Origin of the sequence: Methanococcoides burtonii DSM 6242 (assembly GCF_000013725.1) — an archaeon.
Classification (GTDB): Archaea; Halobacteriota; Methanosarcinia; order Methanosarcinales; family Methanosarcinaceae; genus Methanococcoides; species Methanococcoides burtonii.
The window spans coordinates 1,801,624-1,823,766 of the sequence record NC_007955.1; the positions used below are offsets into that span (position 1 = coordinate 1,801,624).

Sequence of the window (22,143 nt, forward strand, 5' to 3'; positions counted from 1 at the left end):
AACAAATTTACAGAGTTAATCGATGAATATTGTTAGTTCTATAATTACTAATATTTTTGATCATCAATTTTTGAAATAAACTTTTTAAAATCGCCCTTATGTTCTGAATTTTGATAGATTAAATGTTTCAACACTTGTCTTGCATATTTTCCAGCAATTTCATCAATATTTTCATCAGCATTCACATCATAAATCATCTTTCCCTTGTGAACTACATTGCTTCTTGCATTATATATCTTAGAAATATTTTCCACAATTTTTTTTCTTTCCTAATAAGTACTGCTTAATAACAAAGCACAGCGATCTGAAACTCTTTGTTTTAACTCAGTACTTTCAGAAGGGAGTTTTAAGGTAGATTCTAATATTGTTGTGAAGTGAAGAAGTTTAGCTGATTGTAAATCTTCATTTAATCCAATTTCAAGCCAATGTAAGCATTGTTTTACAATATTCGTAATTTTATTATTAATTTTAAGTTCCTTAATTCCACTTTGTTGCAACCATGTGTATAGTTCCTCATCCAAATATGCCTCTTCGAGAAGTGGATGGCCTGTAAGAGAACTATTAGTTTCGATTAATTCCGTTGCTTTATTAAAACTATAAATCTGATTCATTCCAAAACGAAGTGTTCCTTTTAATGTTGGTTTAAAGTGTGGGAAATAAATTCTCAATAAATTTAATGAATTGCTGAAACGTTCCAAAGCCAAAATCCTAGCTTTTTCACTATCTCCAGCACTAACTGTTGTAAATATACAAGGTTTCATTATAGATTCAGAAAGGTTGAAAATACCAATTTCAGTCCTTTTTATATCAAAAGGTATGTCTTTTTCGCTTAAACACTTTATAGTGCAATCAATTAGATGAAAAGGCATGTTCGTATTTAATAATTTAATATTTTCAATTTCAGAAATGATGAACCATTCGTGATTTGAATTTTTTATGAGAGTGGTGCAAAACTGCTCAATTTCTGGTTTGATGTCATCATATTTATTAAGAGTTTTATGTAATATAGTAGTAATTTCTTTCTTTACATATTTGGTAGAATATACTTCGTTAAACTTATTAAAATTTAGAATTTCATTTATAATACTCTTAAATTCTTTAGCAGATTCACATCCGAGAGGTTTGATGACTGTGTTGAATTTAAAATTGATTGATGGTATATAATTTATAGCATCATCATTATTTTTGTCAGAAGTAATTAGTTTGTGTAAAATTTCAACCTTTTCAGTTATAGCCTTTATTAACTGGTTTTCATCCATTTTGGAAGACATAATAACTGTAAATTATGAAGGCTTCATCTATAATAATTAATGTATAGCATTCTCCAAATCAAAAAAATATGATGTGAAAACACAAATCTCATCAAGTCTTAATTTTTACCTCCCTTCTAATTTTGTTAAACATAACAGAAATGTTAAAATTAAAATATTACAAGATCATTGTCATTTTCAAGCATCAAAGAACGGAACACACCAATGCCCAACAAAAAAGAAACTGACAAAGACACATGCGAGCTGACCGAAGAGGAACTTGATGAGCTGATGGTCAAAACTGCAAAAAAAGAGATAAGGTCTGATTACAGACGCAGTCTCGGATGTGAGAACAGTCGCAGGTGTATGGAAGTCAAGAGCTCATCAGGCAAAAAGTGAGTGTTAAGCTCAGACTACCAGTCTTTTCTTCATCATATTGACCGAAACAACAAACCCTATTGCACAAACTCCAACTATCCATGCAAGATTGAAAAGCAGTTCCAATCCCGGTGTTCCGAAGGTCAGTGCCCTTATTATCATCACGACATGTGTCAGTGGCAATATTGCCAGTGCGATGTACTGGACGATCTCAGGCAGTACGTTCAGAGGGAAGAACGTTCCGCTAAAGAGGAACATCGGTGTAATGAAAAGCATTATCGGGTAATTGATGGACATTATATTCGGGGTAACCGCTGCAATACACATTCCAAGACATGCAAAAAGCAGGCCTGCAAGGAAAGCGAATGGGATTATCAACAGTGAATGCGGAAAAGTTAGAAGTCCGAAAAGAGCAATGACCGGGATCATCAGTGTGGCACTTATTGTGCTTCGGGTAGCACCCCAGAGAAGTTCTCCGATTATGACATCCTCAATGCTCAAAGGAGTTGCAATGATGGCATCGAAGGTCTTCTGGTAATACATTCTCACATAGGAACCGTAGCTGCACTCGAAAAAAGCACCATACATCACAGAGACCGAGATCAATGCCGGAGCTATGAACTTTGCATAGGGTACACCGTCTATCTCCTCGATGAACATACCTAATCCGAAACCCATCGCAAAAAGGTAGAGCAAAGGCTCGACGAATGGTGGCAGGAGATTTAATTTAGCATTCTTCATGAAAACATCTTTATTTCGTCGCCAGACCTTGAATGCTCCCGATGTAATTTGCGGTGGCTTGAAATACATACCTAAATCCATCTTCTCACTCCCTGAGCTTCCTTCCGGTAAGTTTCAGGAAAACATCTTCAAGTGTCGCTGCACGTGCAGTGACACTTTTCAACTTGCACTCCGACAGAATATGATCGGTCGTTTCCTGCAGGTTATCAGTATATATCTGAACATTATCCCCAAGCACCTCATAGGTTGCCTTATGTCCTTCAAGGCATGAGAGAATAGCAGGATCGTTCTCGGTCTCGACTATTGCAGAACCAATGTATTTCTGGATAAGATCTGTGGGGCTGCCTTCAACGAGTATCTTCCCATTATCCATTATAACAAGCCTGTCACATAATTGAGAAGCCTCTTCAAGATAATGTGTTGTGAGCACGATCGTGACACCCTGCTTTTTGAGACCTTTGAGCTTGTCCCACATAAGATGCCTTGACTGGGGGTCAAGCCCCACGGTTGGCTCATCAAGTATCAGTAACCTTGGTTTGTTTATCAGGGATCTTGCAAGTACAAGACGCCTTTTCATACCACCTGAAAGCGATTCGGTCATAGTATCGCGTTTTTCTTCCAGATGCACAAACTTAAGAAGTTCTTCAACTCTTTTTTTAGCTTCATCCTCAGGAATATCGAAATAACGCGAAAAAACAAAGAGGTTCTCATAGACCGTAAAATCAGGGTCCAGATTATTCTCCTGAGGAACAACACCCATCTTGAACTTGATCTCCCGCTGATGAGAATTCACATCCATTCCAAAAACTTCCAGCGTGCCCGATGTCATTGGGGAAATACACTGTATCAGACGCATGGTAGTTGTCTTGCCCGCACCATTAGGTCCTAAAAAGCCGAAAAGTTCCCCTTCATTTACAGAAAAAGCAACGCTGTCTACAGCCGTGAACTCGCCAAATTCTTTCCTGACGTCCTTGCCTGCAATAACTGGAAAAATGTATATCACCGATCTTTTCTTTTAACAATTATTGATTTGAGAATTGATATAGCTTTTCTTATTTTTCAATTTTTTTTGTACTGGACTTTGCCTTTTGAAATAGAATTGTTGTATCGTTAGTATTTTTTAAGCATAACGTGCACAACAAAAAACAAATAAAAGAAACTAATATATACATTGGATTATTTTAATTATATATTGATCTTTCAAGAACTTTACAATCAGGAGGAATTAAATGGGATGGTTTGATGTAGTAGCCGGAGTCTGCACAGGTGGACTCTATACAGTTGGAAAAGCAATCTATCAGGCAGGGGATGCAGCAGAAGATGCAGGAGATGCTGCCGAACAGGCAGGGCTCGCTATTGCAGTAATAGGCACAACGATACAGTCATTGGGAGAAGAACTGAAATCGTTCCTAAAAGAAACTGAAGAGCTCATCACTATCCGCAGGTTGAGTCCCAGAGATGAAGATGAGCTATGGGATGAGGAAAAAGAGAGACTTGACGATCTTAAAGCAGAAAAAAAGCGCCTTGGAGATGAATTAAAAAGCCTTGGTGTAGACGACCCGGATGATTTTTCATTTAATTTTTGGGATATGTTCTCTGATATGGATAATGTCCTCAAACAGTTCCAGTTAATAGCAAGGATCGCTGCAGTCAATGCTGAGATCACAGAGGTATTGTATCAAGAACCTGGAGTTCTGACCACTGGTATCTATAACGCAAAAGAGGTCCTTGAGCGGTTAAATACTATTGAACAACCTCTGATAGAAGAAATTCTAAAGTCCGTTGATGACAACTTCGAAGTTACTGAAGAATTACTTAAAGAAGTTAAGAAACTCTTCGTCACAAGAGAGAAGGTTCCTATTTCAACAGCAGAACTTGGACCTGAAAGAATACAGAATATTAATGCTATCGAACTTGACAGAAGATACTATTTGAATGTTCTCCAGCGCAAAAAAGAGGTAGTTTCCGGAATCCACACCGTCATGGACGATATGCCTGCCAAGAAGTTTGAATTCACTGGCAGCATGATCCATATGAACCGAAAAATGAATTCGGATCATGTAGTGGATGATATTATTCTGGATGACAACATTTTAGATAATATCGAAGTCATTGATGATATCAAAATTGATGAAGATATAAAGATCGATGTGGGTATCGAAAAAATAGACGATATTAGAATTTCCAGAAATTCTGACAAGTTCCGCGGACTCACAGGTGAAGCCAGAAGAAGAAATATGAACATCTCTGGTGCAACTCTGGAAGATAAGAACATATCTGACAATCAACCCCCTGCACCGAATATGAATTTTTCCAGTTCTACTGGTCCGACTGGTTCTACTAGCTCTACTGGTCCGACTGGTTCTACTAGCTCTACTGGTCCTGCTGATCCTAAAAGATCTACCCGGGCTGACAGATCTGACTTCAACGCCCATTCTTTTGCATCTGAAAATATGAAATTCCAGATGGACAAAGAACAGAAGTTCACCGGTGCCAACATGCAGCCTCATGGTGCCAGAATTTCAGCATCCCTTGCTACAAAATTCGATGGTTACCAGAGGAATTACGATCTTCTGAAAGCTCAGGCTTCATACTACGATCACCAATTGCTAAAGCTCGAAAGAAAGAAAATGAGATTTACGCATGAGATCGTTGATAAGCCCGGAGTGATACCTCAGGCACTGGATGAAGTAAACGAAATACTCGAAAATGTCAGGACCGATCAGCAACCTCGCATCAACAATGTGCTTGATAATCTGAATAACAACCTTGAGACATTGAACACCAAAGTGCTTGAGACCCTGAACGACAATCTCGAAGAATCAAAGTCCACCCTGTCAAAAGCCAACGACACAATGGAAACTGTACAAAAAGCATTATCCATACTCGATTTTGATACTAAATATATCAAATATGGTGCAGTGGCAATTGGGGGGCTAGTCGTGCTTAATTTGTTCGTTGGATTGATAGTACTGACGAGAGCTGCGTTGGGAATTTAAGATAGGTAAAAGGATCGTCAAACTCGATTTTGCTTAAAAGAAATAACAGTTGTTCCAAAACTGCTGTACCATTTTAAGCATAGTCAGTTCATCACATGGCTCATCACTATTTTGCGTGAGTGAGCCATACCATCTTGTGAACTTGTCTTACTTCTATTTTTTTTAGAATTTATGAACTGTTTATTCAATATTTACCCTGTGAGAATTCTAAAAAAGAGGAAGATCATTTGAAATATTTTGGATTATTCATTCCAAAACATCTCATTCATCATCTAAAATAAATACATCTTCTATGGTTGAATCAAAAACCTTTGCAATGGTATAAGCTAATTTCAGGGAAGGGTTATACTTTCCCTTTTCCAAAAACAAAATGGTTTCTCTCCTAACCCCTACTTTTTTCGCAAGCTCTTCCTGAGTAAGATCATATCTGGCTCGGAGTTCTTTGATCCTGGTTTTCATGGGTCTGTCTCATAACCTTTTTTATCATAATACCATCTCAGAGTGACCCATGAGCCCATCCCAATAATATAAAGAGGTGCACTCACATCCTTGTAAAGTATCTCAGTGAACCAGTCCATCATTGTCAGAATCGCTATACACATTACAAGTATCCAGAAGGCATGGTATCCTGCTTTCTCATTAATTCTTACAGACCTTTCATCACGTATAAAATATTCCTGAGGTTTTGTAGCGGTGTGCAAGAACATTACCGTGAGAATTGAGGCTATAATAATGAGTGCTGCACTACCCCCGTAGAACTGGAATTGCCACAAAATCAGACCTAAGACCAGCATTCCCAGAATTAAAGCCAAACCTCGCAAAGTGTATTTATCTTTCCTGATCTTCATGCAAATTCCTCTTATAATTCCTTTGAATTGTAGTAGCTTACAAATCCTACCATAGAAATCAATAAAATTGGGATAATGATTGCCAGCATTTCAATTGCTTCCAGTTTAATCAAACTCAGGAGGTCACCTCCGAGAATTGTAAGAAGTACAAGCATCAAAACAATAATGGTACTTCTTGCGGCTTTTCCTGTAACTTTTTCCGTCCGTTCATCGTGTTCAGGTTCTCCGCTTTTCTTACGCCTTATGATATAAATAAGAGCAATTAACGACCCTATTTCCATTCCGATAATTAACGGTATATACTCGAATATATCCACTGTCATTATATGTTCTCCATATGATTTATGTAATTCAAGCTTAGTATCAGAGATAGCCCATGAAAAGGGGTGTACTCGCATCTTTATAATGTTCTTTGGTATGTAGATCTATTTTTGTTAGTATTGGAAGATACATTGCCAGTGTCCAGAAAGCCTATTTGTCTTTCCTGATTTTCATACAAATTCCCCTCTCAAAATTCTTTTGAATTGTAGTAGCGACGAAAAGCTATCAGCGATATCATAATGTGAAAAATAATATTGGTATAGATTGGTACGTTTCCAATTTGAATAAATCAAAAATATCTCCATAAGAAATCACGCCCATTGCCAACATCAGCACAATAATCGTGCTCTGTGCAGCTTCTCCTGCCGCGTTTTCTGTTCTTTCATCCTGCTCGGGCTCTTCAGATTTTTTACGCCCCTGTTGGAAATTAAAAATCCTATCGCAATTCCAACGAATATCGGTATAAACTCGAATATAGTCGCTGCCATTATGTGTTCTCCAAAGTTATCTAATTCAAACTTAATATTAGATATATACAACATGTATTATTTATATTTAATGCTAACTCATTTTTTTGAAATGATACTGGGAAAAGGTCGAGTAGAAGAAACTAAACATGCCACCAAACGATGACAACACTTTTAATTTTTAAAGATTTTCAATACTTTTATAACTATTAAAACTGTTTTTGAAATTATGCATAAACAATTGCAAGAGATATTTAAATTTCTTAATGAACCAAAATGGCCTAACAGAATTACATTTTATATCTTATTTTTTGCCTGTGTTAGCCTGGCTTTTATTTTACCAATCATGCTACTGTCAGCTTTTTTTCCGGGTTACAATTTTTTGCACACCGGAATTAATCCCGATAATGCCAGATACATGCTCAGCGCACTTATACAGAGTCTGGCGGCAGTAGTTGCAATTGTCATCACCCTGAGTTTGGTAGCAATCCAGCTCTCAGCTCAGTCATATTCATCGAGAGTGATAGATGTATACAGGAAAACCCCTGATATCTGGATACTGATATCAATTTATACAACAACTATCTTTTTCGGATTGGGCACAATAAAGATAATTGGAACCAATACATTACCAATAAACGGACTTTTTAGTCTTGAATCTTTTATTTTTGGCACTTATTTTCTGGGATTTTTTTGTTTTATCTGCTTGATACCGTATATCTGGAACACTCTTGCCTTGCTGAATCCTTCCGTGATTGTTCAACTGCTTGCAGAAGATATTACTGAAGATAAAATTTCAAAAACTGAAGATGAAAAAAGGACTACACTTAATGAAAATGATCCAGTGCTACCTATTATTGATATTATTATCAGTTCCATAATGAAATATGATCACACAACTGTGAGAAGTGGTGCAAATGCAATTGCAACCCGAGCAAATGAAATATTAAACAAGAAAAATGAAGAAAATATTTCATATCATATTTGTGAACACCTTGAAAGAGTAAGCATGTTGGCTCTGGCAAAAAAAGAAGAGGAATATTGTTTTATTTTACTAGGAAGTTTGAGGGAAATTGGTAGAAACGCAGCAGAAAATAAATTTGAAGAAGCAACAAAATATGCAGTGATGGCATTGGGTCAAATTGGGGGAAAAACAGCAGAAAATGAATGGGAAGGGGTAACAGGATCTGTAATTATAGGATTGGGTGCAATTGGGGAAAAAACAGTAGATAATGAATTGCAGGGGGCAACAGGATCTGTAATTATAACATTGAATGAAATAGGAAAGAAAGCAGCAGAAAATAAATTTAAATACCCAACAAAATATGCAGTGATGGCATTGGGTCAAATTGGGGAAAAAGCAGCAGAAAATGGATGGGAAAAGGCAACAGAATCTGTAATTATAGCATTGGGTAAAACTGGGGAAAAAGCAGCAGAAAATAAATTGGAATGGGCAACAGAATCTGTAGTTATATCATTGAATGAAATTGGAAAGAAAGCGAAAGAAAATGAATGGTACGATATAGAAAAGGAAGCAAATCGGACAATTGAAATAATCAAACAAATAATCAAATTCAAATCAATATAATTCCATTTAGCATGATTCTAATCGTAAATCAGAAGCTCTATAAAATCTTTTAGTTACGTTATTGCAAAACTAACTCGCACTCAAAAAACAAGATCTTGTGATGGGGCCGCTGAGATTTGAACTCAAGTCGCAAGACCCCCAGCCTTGCAGGATGGACCAGGCTACCCTACGGCCCCACGGGGACGATTGATAATAAGACTTTTCAGTATATCATTCTTTCTGAAAAAGGATGGAAAAATGGGGAGAGAATAAAGCTTTAAGCTTGCTCCCACTGCTCGTATGCATCAACTATCTCCTGGCCTTCGAGGAAGACGAGGCCATGCAGTTCAGCATACTCTTTTGCATCTTTTTTTGACAATGCTCTGCCGTTGGAATCGTCCAGCATCTCACAAACCACCATTGCAGGAGTTACATCTGCCATCTTTGCGATTGCAATGGAAAGCTCGGTCTGGCCTTTGCGGTCATGTACCAGATGGTCAGCCGCACGCAAAAGAGCAACATGACCGGGTGTCCTGAACTCAGAACCAAAGATTACATCTTCGCCTTTCATGCACTTTTCAGTGATATTTGACAGTTCGTTTATGGTCAGAGCCCTGTCATTGTCAGGAATGCCTGTGCGTGTTTTCCTGTGGTTCACCCAGATGGAAAATGAAGAACGGGTGTCATATGCAAGATCTCCGCCTTTCTCAACAGTGTTTCCAAGAGCAGGATTAGCCTTTGCTTCATCACGAAGAACATCGGATATAAAGGGAAGGCCGAGCTTTTTTGAATTTTCACTATCGATAGCCACACAAATAAGTCCGCCGCCATCCCTGCGCATCCAGCGCACATCATCAGGAGTTACAGAAGAAGCAGTAATTACAAAATCAGTTTCACCCTCTCTGCTATCTGAATCGTAAATAAAGAACATTTCCCCGTTCTGTGCGGCCTTTATCGCCTTTTTGATATTATCAGTGTAATTTTCATTTGTCATAGGATCACTCACATGCACTGCGGTCTTCGATCATAATCTTCACTTCATCCCCATCATTCAGTTCCAAGGTCTTACGAAGATGAACAGGGGATATTATCTCCAGCAGATCGTGGGGGTAATGGCTACGTTCAGGAGTAACAACTGCTCCCCTCACTCCTTCTACCTCCACAAAATAACAATTACAGCCTCCAAAAGTACGCTGACCATCAGTAAAACCGGATATTGGAATTATATTTTTCTGGCTTTTCCTTTTCAGTATGTCTGCACTGTGACTGGTAAGCCTGACATTAAGAGTACCCGGATAAGGCTTAAAACCCAATTTCTCTTCGAACTGGGATCCGTATCCATCCTGAGCAATGTAATACTGCCCTTCCCCAAGACCCGTAATCACATTACCATAGAGCTCAACTTTATCTTCATCGCCACAAAAGATGTGCTTATAATCACTGAACTCACTTTCAAGCCATTTATGACCCTTTTCCGTAATGGATATCATCTGGCCTTCAGGAATGATCAGACGATCGATAGATCCCTCTTCCTCAAGCTGCTTTAGTATCCTTGCGGCTGTTTTGGAACCTGTGGAGGTGTATCTGGTGAACTCGCTTGATGATATCTTCACAGGTTTCTTAAGTGCGCCCAGAAGAGCCAGATGTTTCAAAGCATTGATACGATGCATTTTTGGTACCTTTTTGTTATCCTGCCTCAAATATGAGATGCATCTCAAATATGAGACGGAGAGAAAATAAAGCTTTTGATGGACAATCGCCTATATTCAGAATGATTTATATTATAATAAAAAGAATATTATTCCCAGGTTCCTACATGTATGTAATATTAGAAAACGAACTTATGATCTTGTATATAGAGGGCTGAATGATGAACAGATGGAACAGGGATTCGGAAAATCGTTCCGAATGTGAGGGATGGCGTTCATACATGTACAAATACATCTTTGAAGCTAACACTCCTATCGGCAAATATTTTGACATAACCCTTATACTGACGATCATTCTGAGCGTTATCGTCGTTATGCTGGACAGTGTCCATTCAATTAGCTCGATCCATCATCAAAAGCTCTACATGGCGGAAATTATCTTCACCATCCTATTTACAATTGAATATTTACTGAGGATGATATGCGTAAAGAGCAAAGTCCGATATGCAACCAGCTTCTTCGGGATAATCGACCTTCTGGCCATCATACCAACCTATCTTAGCTTCTTTTTCCCAGGAAGCCAATACCTGTTAATAATCAGAGTATTTCGTTTGCTCAGGATATTCAGAGTGCTTAAACTTGTTCAATACCTCACAGAGGCCGATATGCTGGTACAGGCTCTTAAAGACAGCAGCAAAAAGATAACCGTTTTTACATTCACTGTCCTGAACCTTGTACTAATATTAGGTTCTCTGATGTATGTCATTGAAGGGGAGCAAAATGGATTTACCAGTATCCCACGAAGTGTCTTCTGGGCTATAACAACACTGACAACTGTGGGATACGGTGACCTCGTGCCTGTTACGCCACTAGGACAGGCGATGGCATCCGTTGTTATGTTACTCGGTTATTCCATAATCGCGGTTCCTACTGGCATCATTACTCATTCTATTATAAACACCAGCATGGCAGCCAGACCTATTATGATATCTGAAAAAACAAAGGACGTTGCCCTTAACATCGCCTGCCACAATTGCGGATTACAGGGCCATGATATTGATGCTTATTTTTGCAAAAATTGCGGCGCAAAACTATAAGGATAGTACTAAATTCAACCAGTGATAAATATGGATATATTGATTACCACAATCATCGACAGTTTAATTGTCATCGGTCTTACTGCTGCCATTCTATTTTTTGATATTCTCATACGAAATCACCTTAAGATGGACCTATCAGAAGCTGCTCCGGATCTTACAATGGCCGCATTCGCAATGCAAATATCTGTTATAACAGCCCTTCTGATATCCGGTATCACATCCGACCTTGCGATCGATTCTATCCTTCTTGTCTTTTTTACCTTACTTTGGGCAGTGACAATATGGCAAAGTTCAAAAAGAAGAGCAATGAATCACAATCTTTCGTTCATAATTGCTTCTGTAGCATTCACAATCTCAGCATCCCATCTCATAAACCTTCATGATCCGATCATATTCAGTGTGGTCATAGCAATTGCAACTATTCTGGGATATGGGGCAGCATCCATTACAAGGAATCTTTACAACGAAAAGATAGCATACCGATTTGACGAAATGATGGGGAAGATAACTTCATACGACCTTGTCGAAGCTTCATCAAAGAACATTACCAGAGATGTTGATGATCCTCTTTCAGCTGCTGTTGACAGTATCAGATGTGCAGTTCGAAACCATGATGAAGACAGCTTCAAAAAAGGATTGGATAAGATAACCGTTTCGGCAAAGAACCTCATGACCGGTGCCAGAGACACTACTGTTATTGCAAAACATATGAACTTCCATTTGCTCGAGATAGGCTTTATTGCAGCCTCAAGAGATGAAACTGCAACAGAATGTGTTGTTCATTCGATCGGTGTTATCGGAAAAGCAGCTTCAAAGCACGGAAGCCAGGATGGAGCTGTACTATCGCTAAGATCATTGACATCCCTTTTCGATGATATAAAAGGAAGAACTTCAACACAACTGAACCAACAATTCGTAAGGTCCATAGGAGATATTACAGAAGCTGCTGCCGGATCGAGACATGAAGAAGCAGTCGAAAAAGGATTGTTGCTGCTCAAAGATATTGGCAATAATGCAATCTTTGCACAGGACACTTCGACTATGATAGCGGTAACAAACCAATTGCTTGAACTGGCAAGAATATCAACAAGATATGAACGCGCAAATTACAGCCGTCTTGTAGTTCTCACAATACGGGATATCGGTATTCGTTCTATTCAAGAAAAAACTCAGGAAAGACAGGATGGTTTCAAAAAATTGGTCGGTTCTTTGCGTAGTATGGGAAAGTTCTTCGACCAAAAGGACGCACTGGAAGTCGTCCGGACAATGCAGGATCTTGGTGTAATAGCTGCACGCGAGTATAGTGAAGAGGAACTGTCACATGTCATTAATGAATTGAACGATGTAGGCCTTGCTGCTCTTAAAAATAACTCCGGGGAACTGATGCAACAGACCGTTGTTTCAATGAAGGATATATGCCTTGCTGCAATGTGTTCAGAACTTGAGGGACCTGTGAAGACCATTGCAGAGCTTTTTTCCAGAATGGGAAAGCAAGGGCCTTTTGCCATTACCATTCAGGACGCTGTCATGGATATAGGTGATCAGCGTACCGATGATGATAAATTCTATACACTTTTTTTGCGAACCTATGAAAATACAGGCAGGTAAAATTTCTAAATTGCGAAAGGTATATTAGTATGTTCCAACCAGTTTTGCCAAGTAATCTAATATGGAGCTATGGACATGATACAAAAACCTTTAGCAGTTGATAACACCTACAAAATACGAGATAATCAATTATGGTATAACGACTGTAATTTTTTCGAAATGGTGGAAAATAAAGCAACTATCGAAGTGAATATCGAGGGTCTTGGCATTCGCACTGTTACACACTCTGCAATTGGAAAAGATGGGCGACCTACATTTTCCTACAAACTTCCATCCCGTGAAGACCGAAAGTGGTGGGAAACACACCGTGGTGAGTTTGTTAAACTGGAATTATTGAGCATTGAAGGAAAAAGTTGAGCCTACAAAAAATACGACTTCTCACTAAAAGAAAAGAAACCTATCCACTTTAACCGCTATTGACTCCTATTTATTGTACCACATAAATGAAGATGTACTCAACAGACACTTGGTAAAATTCTTCCAAAAAGAACGTTTGCTTAAGATTGTCCACAATTTCATAATCTTTGATACTGGAGTGAAGCAAATATTTCTTCAAACCAATCTTTTATTGCAGTCAAATAAAGCTCTTTTTCATATTCTTCCTTGCAAATGTACTATCTATCGCTATGGACACAACATATATGTATTGTAATTGTATTGTAATTCATACTAAAATTCAATCATGTAGGTGTTGTAATGGAACTAAATGGAGTAGAGATCGAAGATACATTTGCAGAGGCATTCCCAATCAAAATTTCACGAATACTGATCACAGCAGCAACAAAGCGCTGGGCAACTGTTGCAGCACAGGAAGCAACAGGATTCGGAACATCAGTCATTGGATGTCCTGCTGAAGCCGGCATTGAGAAGTACGCGGATGCAAGTGAGACACCAGATGGCAGACCAGGTGTTTACATACAGTTCTGCACCTTCGGATTCAAGTCACTTGAAGAACAGCTTTTAGAGCGTGTAGGTCAGTGTATCCTCACAGCACCAACAACCGCAGTGTTCAACGGCCTTCCAGATGCAGAGAAGCAGTTCGATACCGGACGCAAGCTCAAATACTTCGCAGATGGAACAGAGTCTGAGACAGAGGTTGGCGGTCGCAAGATGCATGTTATCCCAATGATGGAGGGTGACTTCCTTGTAGAGGACACACTCGGTGCAGTAACCGCTATCGCAGGTGGTAACTTCTTCATCTTCGGTGACACACAGATGACAACACTTACCGCAGCAGAGAACGCAGTCGATGCGATCGGAGCTGTTGATGGTACCATCACACCATTCCCAGGCGGAATCGTTGCAAGCGGTTCAAAGGCAGGCGCAAACAAGTACAAGTTCCTCAAAGCAACTGCAAACGAGAAGTTCTGTCCAAGCATCAAGGACAAGGTAGAAGGCTCAGAGATCCCTGCAGACGTTAACTGTGTCTATGAGATAGTTATCAATGGTCTTGACTTCGAATCCATTGCAAAAGCAACCGAGATGGGAATAAGAGCAGCTGTTGCTGTTCCTGGTATCAAGAAGATCACCGCAGGAAACTACGGCGGAAGTCTCGGACCACACAAGTTCAACCTTCATGACCTTTTCTAAGGTCATCCATTTTTATTTTATTTTTTGAGTCCTGTTCGTTTATAATTTCTGTTCATAACGCTTCTTAATATCTATTTATAATGATACCAGGCTGATAGTATGCACGAATATTACGCTCTACAGAGATAATTGACTGGAAACATTCGGAAGTTCAAAAGCTTGCAAAGGAGCTTGCATTGGGATCAGATGAACCTGTTGAGATCACAAAACGGTGTTTTGAATGGGTAAGGGATAATATCTATCACAGTCACGATCATTGTCTGAACCCTATCACCCTGAAAGCTTCCGAGGTACTGGAAGCAGGAACCGGTTATTGTTATGCTAAAAGTCACCTTCTGGCAGCTTTGCTTAGGGCAAATAGCATTCCCGCCGGATTGTACTATCAACGTCTTAGCAGGGATAATAACGGAGAACCATTTTGCCTTCATGACCTGAATGCTATCTATCTGCCGGACATCAGTTGGTATCGTATCGATGCAAGAGGAAACAAAAAAAGTGTGAATGCACAATATGTTCCACCTGATGAAATGCTCGCCTATGAGATAAAAGTAGAAGGTGAAGCCGACCTGCCGGAGATATGGCCAGATTCATTACCTGTCATAGTCGACCTTCTGACAAAATATGATAACTATGAAGATGTCTGGGAAAATCTGTCAGATATTCCATTGATAGAACAACAAAATGAAGATAAATGATAGATTATAAAAATCTACCATTCCATTTTTTTTTAGTTATGTACTTGCTTTGCTACAATTTTGTTGAAGCAATCACAATTCAATTAAATCCAATTGCAGTCAATCCTGCATTAAGCAAATCCTGTTTATTAATTCCTGTTACTTCTAACATCACCCAAGCACCAAGGAAGGTCCCTATGGTACTTCCGACATTAGCAAGTGCGGCTACAAAGACAACTCTGAAGAAATTGTTCTTCTGAAGCTCTTTGAAGCTCTCGAGTTTCACCATTTCTTTCAAATCGGCAGTTGTTGGGTTTCGCTGTTTAGCTTCCATAAGCCCTGCAAACCATCCAGCCGCCATTAGTGGGTTTAAAGATGTTAGCCATGCAACAAAAAATGCGGTGATAACAGAATACGGATGACCTTTTGCAAGGGCAGCGCCCGCTGCACTAAGCACACCATTAATAATAAACCACCAACCGAATGCTAAAAGAAGCAACTCGAGAGAGGTTCCTGACATAATGATCAAACCAAATGTTGCAAGAGCTATTCCCACTATTCCAATACCAATTATCTTCATGAAGCTGAACCGTTTTTGAGGCAATTCCGTCAGTGAAGAAATAGGAGGGAGAGACTTCGGGTCCTTAAGGTATTTTTCAACTCCCTGCTTGTGGCCTGCACCTAATACTGCTATTATCTTCTTGTTGCCACCATTGGCAAGTCTTAAAAGATTTCCTGCAATATAGGCATCCCTTTCATCAATGAGCACGGTAGCCGCATTCGGGGAAGCTTTTCGAAGCTCATTAATGAGAGTCGTTACCATGTCCTGATCAGTAATATTATCAATATCTATATTCTTGGAACCGCCAATTCCCAGAGCTGAAGAAACAAGTGCAACTAGCATATTGAACTTTTCAAAGATGCTCATCTTGCTCCAGAAACGCTGCAGTGTAAGCTGTATATCACGATCAACAAGTGCGACCTTAGCTCCATTGGCTTCTGCAACATCGATGGCAGTTATCATTTCAGCACCTGGCTGAACTCCCATCTCATCACCGATCTTCTTCTGTACATAAGCCAAAAGCAAGTGCACCAAGAAGTAATAGATCTTTCCGCCACTCAGGATGTCCTTGATCGGAAGGTCTGAATCTTTTACCTCTCCTTTAAGCGAATCGTATCTGCCTTGACAAAGCTCGACTGCTACAATATCCGGCTTTTCATTTTCAATAGCGCTTGTTACTTCATTGACACTCTTTTCTGAAACATGAGCTGTACCCACAATTATTATTTCAGAAGGCTTTGGTCTAGCAGGGTCAGCTCTTTCCGTTGAAACAAGGGAAGGTGTCTGTGAAAAAGTACCACCTCCATTGCCGGAATAAACTGAGCCTGAACCCGTATCGTAATTATAACCAGAAGTAGCAGTACGGGAATCGGTCATCAATCGACTTTCCTTTAACTGTACTTCTTTATCTTTCGAACTTTCCATTGTTCCCATCACTCGTTCAATAAAGTCATAGTATGCATCAGATCGGTCCTGGATAAAATTCCTGTCACAGAACCACCTTCATCTATCACCAATACCCTGCCGATTTTATTAAAACTCATCAGCTTGAAAGCATCGGCAGCATTTGCCTCTAATGGAATCGTTACAACATCATGTGTCATTGCATCAGATACCAGCACACTGTAGCGTTCCAGAGACATTACCCTGCGTACATCTGTAAACGTTATAATACCTTTTAAAGTATTACGTTCCATCACCGGATAGCCCATGTGTTTTTTTTCGAACATGAATTGTGTAAGTTCATCAATTGTCATGGAAGGTTCGACAAAAATAACATCTTTTGACATAACGTCCTTAACAGGTATCTTTTCAAGTGTCATCGTAACAGCTGTCGACCTGTCTTCTCCGGATGCACCCATATAAACAAATATTGCAATAAATATAAGCCAGGGGTTCCAGGGATTTGATACCAGGCCCAGAAAACCAAGAAGGAAAGCAAACATTTTACCTACAGATGCAGCTGTGTGAGTTGCCTGTACATAGTTCATCTTTCTTGCAAACCATGCCCGAAGAATACGACCTCCATCCATTGGAAATGCCGGTAGCAGATTGAACATACCAAGAACTATGTTAATATAGCCGAGCATTTGTATGATCCTGGAAACAACATTCTCTCCAAATGTAGCGAATGTATCAGCCAGAACAAAATTGATCAGCAGCAGTGATGTACCTATAATAAAACTCACAAGAGGACCTGCAAACGCCATTTTTGCTTCCTGGGAAGGATCCCTTGGGACCTCTTCCATTGAAGAGACACCACCTATCAGAAACAAAGTGATATCTGTTATCTTAACACCATATTTTTGTGCCAGATAGGAATGCCCCAACTCATGAAGGACCACACATACAAAAAGAAGAAGTGTTGTCACTAATGCAAGCAAGTATCCTAAAAATACCGGTTGATCACTAAAACCAAAAGGTGCAGGATTTGACGCAAATATAAATGCAAAAACCGGCAGTACCAATAGAAATGTGATGTGGATTTTGATAGGAATACCAATAATAGTTCCAATTTTGAAAGAATTTTGCATGACTAATTTCTAATCTTTATGATATTTAGTACTATCTGGTTGTTTTCGTAGATTTCTATAATGATTTTCTATGATTTTACCATTAAATAGTCTAAGTTGATCTTACAGAATACTTTCACCCTGCTTGGCTCAACTGTTTATATGCTCAGATCATAGTTAGTATTACACACGGATTCCGATGGTACACGCCTTTACAAGTTTCAAGGCTAGGTATCATCGAATCATCCCCTCATCCGTGAAAATTTAAAAAACGATTTTTTAACCTTTTTGTTCACTTGATCACTTTTGCAAGATCTTTCAGAAATAGTTCTATTGTTTCATTTTTAATATGAGGCATTATAACGATCCTAAGAGCACGGGGATTACGTGTAATAGATACATGCCAACCATATTCATCAAGCAATTTTTTTCTCACAAGATCAGCTTCAGGAACATCCAATGCAACAATATTTAAAACCGGATCGATAACAGTGTTTATGCCCAATTTTTCTGCACCATCAACCAATTTTTTTGTGACGGACATACAGTCTGAAACAACTTTTTTGTAACCTTTTCTTCCAAGATGTTTCATGACAGCATAAGTCGAGGCCACTCCTGCACCGCTTCTAGTTCCTGTTAATGAATACTGTTTATTGACGCTTAAATAAGGTGTGTGTATCTCAAGACATTCAAAATATTCAGGTTCTTTGAATAAAAGACCACCTGAAGGAATTGTGCTCAAAGCCATTTTATGAGGATCTATTGTCATTGAAGTTACACCTTCAAGCCTAAAATCATAGGTATAATCAATATCCATAAAAGGAATTACAAAACCACCAAAAGCTGCATCAATGTGTAAAAAGATCCCTTTTTCAATAGCTATCTTTGATAATTCATTGATAGGATCAAGCTGACCAAATTCTGTAGTACCTGCAATACCAACAAGACCAATTGTGTTTTTATCAATAAGTGACCGTACGGAATCGAGGTCAACTTTGAGCAATTTATCAAGAGAAGCTTTTCTAATTTCGATCCCTGATAAGTTTGCAACTTTATCGAATGAAAAATGAGCTGATTCTGGCATTACTATATTAGGCCTTGAAATATCATGACGAAAGTTATGCATTGACCTTATTGCCTGTATGTTAGATTCGGTTCCTCCGGTTGTTAAATAACCAGCCTTTTCAGGAGAATTTTTGTGATGTAGCATTTTCCCGAACATAGCAAGAACTTGTTTTTCAAGATTAAAAGTTCCAGGGAAAAGACCTGGATCTCCCATGTTTGATTCTATGAATTGTGTATGAGCTAAAACTGCAATTTCATGTGGATAAGTACACATTGAACTTAGAACACGCTCATAACTTGCATCAGCAGATTTGGCTTTTTTAAGAAATAATAATATTTCTTCTTTTGTTTTGCCGTTTTCTTCCATGAATTCCCTAGGTAATTACATACAACCTGTTTAAATTGATTGTGTTTAAATTTTTTATAATTTAAAAAAAGATACATTATTTATTATTAATTTTAAGTTGTTATCTTTTTTTGATAGTTTTAAAAATTTATTTGGAATATTTAAAATTAATAATAAAAATATGGTGACGTATTTTGAAAATATTCGTTTTGAGGAACTAAGAGGGTCACCCCATTGTTTCAACTGGAACATTTGAACAAGTTTTAAAATATACCTTTAAATTCCTAGAAACCTTTATTAACTATTAATTATATTCTTACAACACCTTCTTTTTTTAATATTATAAAAAATATATCTCTTATTTTTTTCTGCACTCCAGTTGAAACCATAGGGTCACGGTTCTTTATATACTTTCCAAGCGAAACTAAGGGGTGTAGTTCCAAAAGAAACTTTTTCATCACTTTTTGTTATAAACAAAATAATGTAACAAAAACATAAAAAAATCGCTTGAAAGTGGTTTTAACTTTATTTTAAATAATTTATAAAAAGTTCCAGTTGAAACAAGGGGGTATTAAGCATAACTCTTAATAAGGTACACTTCCATTGCATCAAGTGGAAAATAAGCTTTACAAAATGAACATTTTAAAGCTTCAAAAGTAATAAATAATGTCTTAAAAAGAAAATCTGAAGTTATATCATGTTAATATTTGTTCATCATGAAAAACCGAAGTTCCTTTTTTAGATATTGTTATGTATTATCATTATTTTATGTTTTAAAGTTCAGAATAAATGTGTATTACAACAATTGACATTATAAGATATCTGGATTACATAGAAGATAAAAGTTATATCTAAATAAATGTTAGTTTGATAATTTCTAAACAAATGGATTTTAAAATTTTATTATGTTAATAACAAATTCATTTGATTATTGTTAATAAGTATGAATTTATTGGAAGGTTTAAAATATGGAGAATAAATCATTAGGTGGATTATTTGAAGACTTGTTACAAAGTGAATCACTTTTTAAGAACAAGGAAGTTTTGAGACCTTCTTATACACCTGACTCACTTCCTCACAGAACTGAACAGGTAAACAATCTTGCTACGATCCTTGTTTCTGCACTTAGGGGAGATACTCCATCAAATATTTTAATATACGGTAAAACTGGTACAGGTAAAACTGCTGTTGCACGTTATGTTGGTATTGAACTTGAAAGAAAAAGTGAAGATCTGGATGTTCCATGTTCTGTGCTTTATCTCAATTGTGAAGTAATTGATACACAATATAGATTATTGGCAAATCTCGCTAAACAATTTGGTGAAGATATACCAATGACTGGTTGGCCTACAGATCAAGTATTTTCAAAATTTAAAGAAGCGATCGATTCTAAAAAGCAGGTTATAATGATCATTCTGGATGAGATCGATAAACTTGTAAAAAAGGGAGATGATGTTCTTTACAATCTTTCCCGTATAAACACCGATCTTAAAAATGCAAAGCTCAGTATGATAGGTATATCAAATGACCTTAAATTTACAGATTTCCTCGATCCAAGGGTGAAAAGTTCACTTGGGGAAGAAGAGATAATTTTCCCACCATACGATGCTGAACAGATAAGTGATATCCTAGGGCAAAGAGCAGCTATTGCATACAAGGATGATGTCCTTGACGAAATGGTCATTCCTTTGTGTTCTGCTTTTGCAGCACAAGAACATGGTGATGCAAGACGTGCACTGGATCTTCTAAGAGTTGCAGGTGAGCTTGCTGAACGTGATAATCAGAGTTATGTAGCAGAAGAGAATGTCAGAAGAGCTCAGGAAAAGATAGAAATAGATCGTATTGTTGAAGTAGTCAGGACACTTCCGACACAGTCAAAACTGTCACTTTATAGTGTAATGGTCCTGAGGGATAACGGACATAGGAACGTTACTACTGGAGAGGTCTACAATGTTTATCGTCAGCTATGTATAAGTGTGGATATGGATATCCTGACACAAAGAAGGGTAACTGATCTTATATCTGAACTGGATATGCTTGGTATTCTCAATGCTGTCGTTGTCAGTAAAGGTCGTTATGGAAGAACAAAAGAAATAGTATTAAGTGTTCCTATCGAGAGCACCCGTCGTGTTCTTCTGGAAGACTACAGGTTAGGAATGCTCGCGGGATTCAAACCAGTGATAACAGCACAGATGCATCTATGATGCATCAATTTTTGATTGTTATAAAAAATAAAAAAATAAAGATATTTAGGATATGAGCAGTCTCAGATAACCTACATATGGTATTCTAAACTGTGCTGTTCCTATTATCCACTCTTCCTTAATAGGTTCATATTGGCTTATCTGGCCTTGCTGGTCAAAATAAATGTTCGTTCTTATATTGTCGCCCTTTGTTACATAACCGCTATGAGGAGCAACAGGACCGTTAAACCACATAGTTTCTCCTTCTTCTACATAATACATAGCCCGGTGTATGATCGGTGTCACTCCTTCCTGTCCATGAGGACGGTATAGAATGACATCACCTTGCATTTTAAATTTAATATGCTCTGTAGAAGTATCATTATTGGTTATTATTTGTGCCCGATCAATACTTTTTATGAAAATAATGTCACCTATTTGCATATGTGGTTCCATGCTGCCGGATTCAACCGCAACCATGGGTGTCCACATTCCAAAAACTATCTGTGATATCACTGCAAAGGCCATTACGGCCAAAAGCACGGATACGAGATCTCTTGTAAGAGATATCCAGAAATTCTCACTTGTTCTGAATGTGTGAAATGATTCTTGTAAGGTCATATTGATCCAGGATAAGAAAGTATCTGATTATTTAAAAGAATATTGTATTTAGGCTTTATCTATTATAATTATACGCAGCATTTTTATTTGTAGGAATGCTTTGTTAGCACGACTCAAGTTATGTTCATGGATATTTGTGGTTTCATCAATTCGATTTGAGCT

The 22,143-nt window shown here is 38.0% G+C and carries 23 protein-coding genes and 1 tRNA gene; 9 read left to right on the forward strand and 15 right to left on the reverse strand.

The window, feature by feature from the left end; genetic code table 11:
* Nucleotides 1-47: 47 nt before the first annotated feature.
* Both MBUR_RS08835 and MBUR_RS08840 read right to left on the reverse strand, forming a co-directional pair.
* Nucleotides 48-254, reverse strand: coding sequence for a hypothetical protein (locus MBUR_RS08835; RefSeq protein ID WP_011499749.1), 207 nt, complete (start codon nucleotides 252-254; stop codon nucleotides 48-50).
* Nucleotides 255-269: 15 nt separating this feature from the next.
* On the reverse strand, nucleotides 270-1,259 hold the full coding sequence (locus MBUR_RS08840) for a hypothetical protein (protein WP_157196691.1): 990 nt from the start codon (nucleotides 1,257-1,259) through the stop codon (nucleotides 270-272).
* Between the two features lie 216 nt (nucleotides 1,260-1,475).
* Here MBUR_RS08840 and MBUR_RS14165 point away from each other — a divergent pair, with 216 nt between their 5' ends.
* Nucleotides 1,476-1,649 (forward strand): hypothetical protein, encoded by a 174-nt coding sequence (locus MBUR_RS14165; RefSeq protein ID WP_198003733.1) that lies wholly within the window; start codon nucleotides 1,476-1,478, stop codon nucleotides 1,647-1,649.
* Nucleotides 1,650-1,658: 9 nt separating this feature from the next.
* Here MBUR_RS14165 and MBUR_RS08845 read toward each other — a convergent pair whose 3' ends face one another.
* On the reverse strand, nucleotides 1,659-2,450 hold the full coding sequence (locus tag MBUR_RS08845; RefSeq protein WP_011499751.1) for an ABC transporter permease: 792 nt from the start codon (nucleotides 2,448-2,450) through the stop codon (nucleotides 1,659-1,661).
* Nucleotides 2,451-2,454: 4 nt separating this feature from the next.
* Nucleotides 2,455-3,372: an ABC transporter ATP-binding protein gene (locus tag MBUR_RS08850; protein WP_011499752.1), complete on the reverse strand. Its 918-nt coding sequence runs from the start codon at nucleotides 3,370-3,372 to the stop codon at nucleotides 2,455-2,457.
* A 226-nt stretch (nucleotides 3,373-3,598) separates the two neighbouring features.
* Here MBUR_RS08850 and MBUR_RS14170 point away from each other — a divergent pair, with 226 nt between their 5' ends.
* A complete protein-coding gene (locus tag MBUR_RS14170) occupies nucleotides 3,599-5,368 on the forward strand; it encodes a hypothetical protein (RefSeq protein ID WP_011499753.1) in 1,770 nt (589 codons plus the stop codon).
* 261 nt (nucleotides 5,369-5,629) lie between these two features.
* Here the strand turns inward: MBUR_RS14170 and MBUR_RS08860 are convergent, their stop codons facing one another.
* The 4 genes from MBUR_RS08860 to MBUR_RS13885 all read right to left on the reverse strand — a co-directional run bounded on the left by MBUR_RS08860 (nucleotide 5,630) and on the right by MBUR_RS13885 (nucleotide 7,025).
* Nucleotides 5,630-5,827: a helix-turn-helix transcriptional regulator gene (locus MBUR_RS08860; protein WP_011499754.1), complete on the reverse strand. Its 198-nt coding sequence runs from the start codon at nucleotides 5,825-5,827 to the stop codon at nucleotides 5,630-5,632.
* Complete coding sequence (locus MBUR_RS08865) at nucleotides 5,824-6,216, reverse strand: DUF2178 domain-containing protein (RefSeq protein ID WP_011499755.1); 393 nt, start codon at nucleotides 6,214-6,216, stop codon at nucleotides 5,824-5,826. The genes MBUR_RS08860 and MBUR_RS08865 overlap by 4 nt, the downstream gene beginning before the upstream one ends.
* A gap of 11 nt (nucleotides 6,217-6,227) precedes the next feature.
* Entirely contained in the window at nucleotides 6,228-6,539 is a 312-nt protein-coding gene (locus MBUR_RS08870; protein WP_048063339.1) for a DUF2178 domain-containing protein, read from the reverse strand.
* A 327-nt stretch (nucleotides 6,540-6,866) separates the two neighbouring features.
* Complete coding sequence (locus MBUR_RS13885) at nucleotides 6,867-7,025, reverse strand: hypothetical protein (RefSeq protein ID WP_157196692.1); 159 nt, start codon at nucleotides 7,023-7,025, stop codon at nucleotides 6,867-6,869.
* Nucleotides 7,026-7,233: 208 nt separating this feature from the next.
* Here MBUR_RS13885 and MBUR_RS08875 point away from each other — a divergent pair, with 208 nt between their 5' ends.
* Entirely contained in the window at nucleotides 7,234-8,592 is a 1,359-nt protein-coding gene (locus MBUR_RS08875) for a DUF2254 family protein (RefSeq protein WP_083754966.1), read from the forward strand.
* Nucleotides 8,593-8,693: 101 nt separating this feature from the next.
* On the opposite strand, the gene MBUR_RS08880 is transcribed toward MBUR_RS08875, so the two are convergent.
* The 3 genes from MBUR_RS08880 to MBUR_RS08890 form a co-directional block, all read right to left on the reverse strand.
* Nucleotides 8,694-8,768 (reverse strand) — tRNA-Pro (locus MBUR_RS08880).
* Nucleotides 8,769-8,848: 80 nt separating this feature from the next.
* On the reverse strand, nucleotides 8,849-9,577 hold the full coding sequence (ribB, locus tag MBUR_RS08885) for a 3,4-dihydroxy-2-butanone-4-phosphate synthase (protein WP_048063341.1): 729 nt from the start codon (nucleotides 9,575-9,577) through the stop codon (nucleotides 8,849-8,851).
* Nucleotides 9,570-10,241: a winged helix-turn-helix domain-containing protein/riboflavin kinase gene (locus MBUR_RS08890; protein WP_011499759.1), complete on the reverse strand. Its 672-nt coding sequence runs from the start codon at nucleotides 10,239-10,241 to the stop codon at nucleotides 9,570-9,572. The genes ribB and MBUR_RS08890 overlap by 8 nt, the downstream gene beginning before the upstream one ends.
* A 197-nt stretch (nucleotides 10,242-10,438) precedes the next feature.
* On the opposite strand from MBUR_RS08890, the gene MBUR_RS08895 reads away from it, so the two are divergent.
* From MBUR_RS08895 to MBUR_RS08915, 5 genes are all read left to right on the forward strand, one after another.
* Complete coding sequence (locus MBUR_RS08895; RefSeq protein ID WP_011499760.1) at nucleotides 10,439-11,317, forward strand: ion transporter; 879 nt, start codon at nucleotides 10,439-10,441, stop codon at nucleotides 11,315-11,317.
* 30 nt (nucleotides 11,318-11,347) lie between these two features.
* Complete coding sequence (locus tag MBUR_RS08900) at nucleotides 11,348-12,928, forward strand: hypothetical protein (RefSeq protein WP_011499761.1); 1,581 nt, start codon at nucleotides 11,348-11,350, stop codon at nucleotides 12,926-12,928.
* A gap of 75 nt (nucleotides 12,929-13,003) precedes the next feature.
* The gene (locus MBUR_RS08905) at nucleotides 13,004-13,285 is read left to right on the forward strand and encodes a hypothetical protein (RefSeq protein ID WP_048063342.1); all 282 of its coding nucleotides are present in this window, start codon (nucleotides 13,004-13,006) and stop codon (nucleotides 13,283-13,285) included.
* A 339-nt stretch (nucleotides 13,286-13,624) separates the two neighbouring features.
* Nucleotides 13,625-14,518, forward strand: coding sequence for a formylmethanofuran--tetrahydromethanopterin N-formyltransferase (gene fhcD / locus MBUR_RS08910; RefSeq protein ID WP_011499763.1), 894 nt, complete (start codon nucleotides 13,625-13,627; stop codon nucleotides 14,516-14,518).
* A 128-nt stretch (nucleotides 14,519-14,646) separates the two neighbouring features.
* Entirely contained in the window at nucleotides 14,647-15,213 is a 567-nt protein-coding gene (locus tag MBUR_RS08915) for a transglutaminase-like domain-containing protein (protein ID WP_269479043.1), read from the forward strand.
* Nucleotides 15,214-15,292: 79 nt separating this feature from the next.
* Here the strand turns inward: MBUR_RS08915 and MBUR_RS08920 are convergent, their stop codons facing one another.
* The 3 genes from MBUR_RS08920 to mfnA form a co-directional block, all read right to left on the reverse strand.
* Nucleotides 15,293-16,678 carry a TraB/GumN family protein gene (locus tag MBUR_RS08920; RefSeq protein ID WP_011499765.1) on the reverse strand — a complete coding sequence of 462 codons (1,386 nt, stop codon included), beginning with the start codon at nucleotides 16,676-16,678 and terminating at the stop codon, nucleotides 15,293-15,295.
* A gap of 8 nt (nucleotides 16,679-16,686) precedes the next feature.
* Nucleotides 16,687-17,787: a CBS domain-containing protein gene (locus tag MBUR_RS08925; protein WP_011499766.1), complete on the reverse strand. Its 1,101-nt coding sequence runs from the start codon at nucleotides 17,785-17,787 to the stop codon at nucleotides 16,687-16,689.
* Between the two features lie 271 nt (nucleotides 17,788-18,058).
* Nucleotides 18,059-19,198 (reverse strand): tyrosine decarboxylase MfnA, encoded by a 1,140-nt coding sequence (gene mfnA, locus MBUR_RS08930; protein ID WP_011499767.1) that lies wholly within the window; start codon nucleotides 19,196-19,198, stop codon nucleotides 18,059-18,061.
* Nucleotides 19,199-20,145: 947 nt separating this feature from the next.
* Here mfnA and MBUR_RS08935 point away from each other — a divergent pair.
* Nucleotides 20,146-21,381: an ORC1-type DNA replication protein gene (locus tag MBUR_RS08935; protein ID WP_011499768.1), complete on the forward strand. Its 1,236-nt coding sequence runs from the start codon at nucleotides 20,146-20,148 to the stop codon at nucleotides 21,379-21,381.
* Between the two features lie 45 nt (nucleotides 21,382-21,426).
* On the opposite strand, the gene MBUR_RS08940 is transcribed toward MBUR_RS08935, so the two are convergent.
* Nucleotides 21,427-21,981 carry a signal peptidase I gene (locus tag MBUR_RS08940; protein WP_011499769.1) on the reverse strand — a complete coding sequence of 185 codons (555 nt, stop codon included), beginning with the start codon at nucleotides 21,979-21,981 and terminating at the stop codon, nucleotides 21,427-21,429.
* Nucleotides 21,982-22,143: the final 162 nt, after the last annotated feature.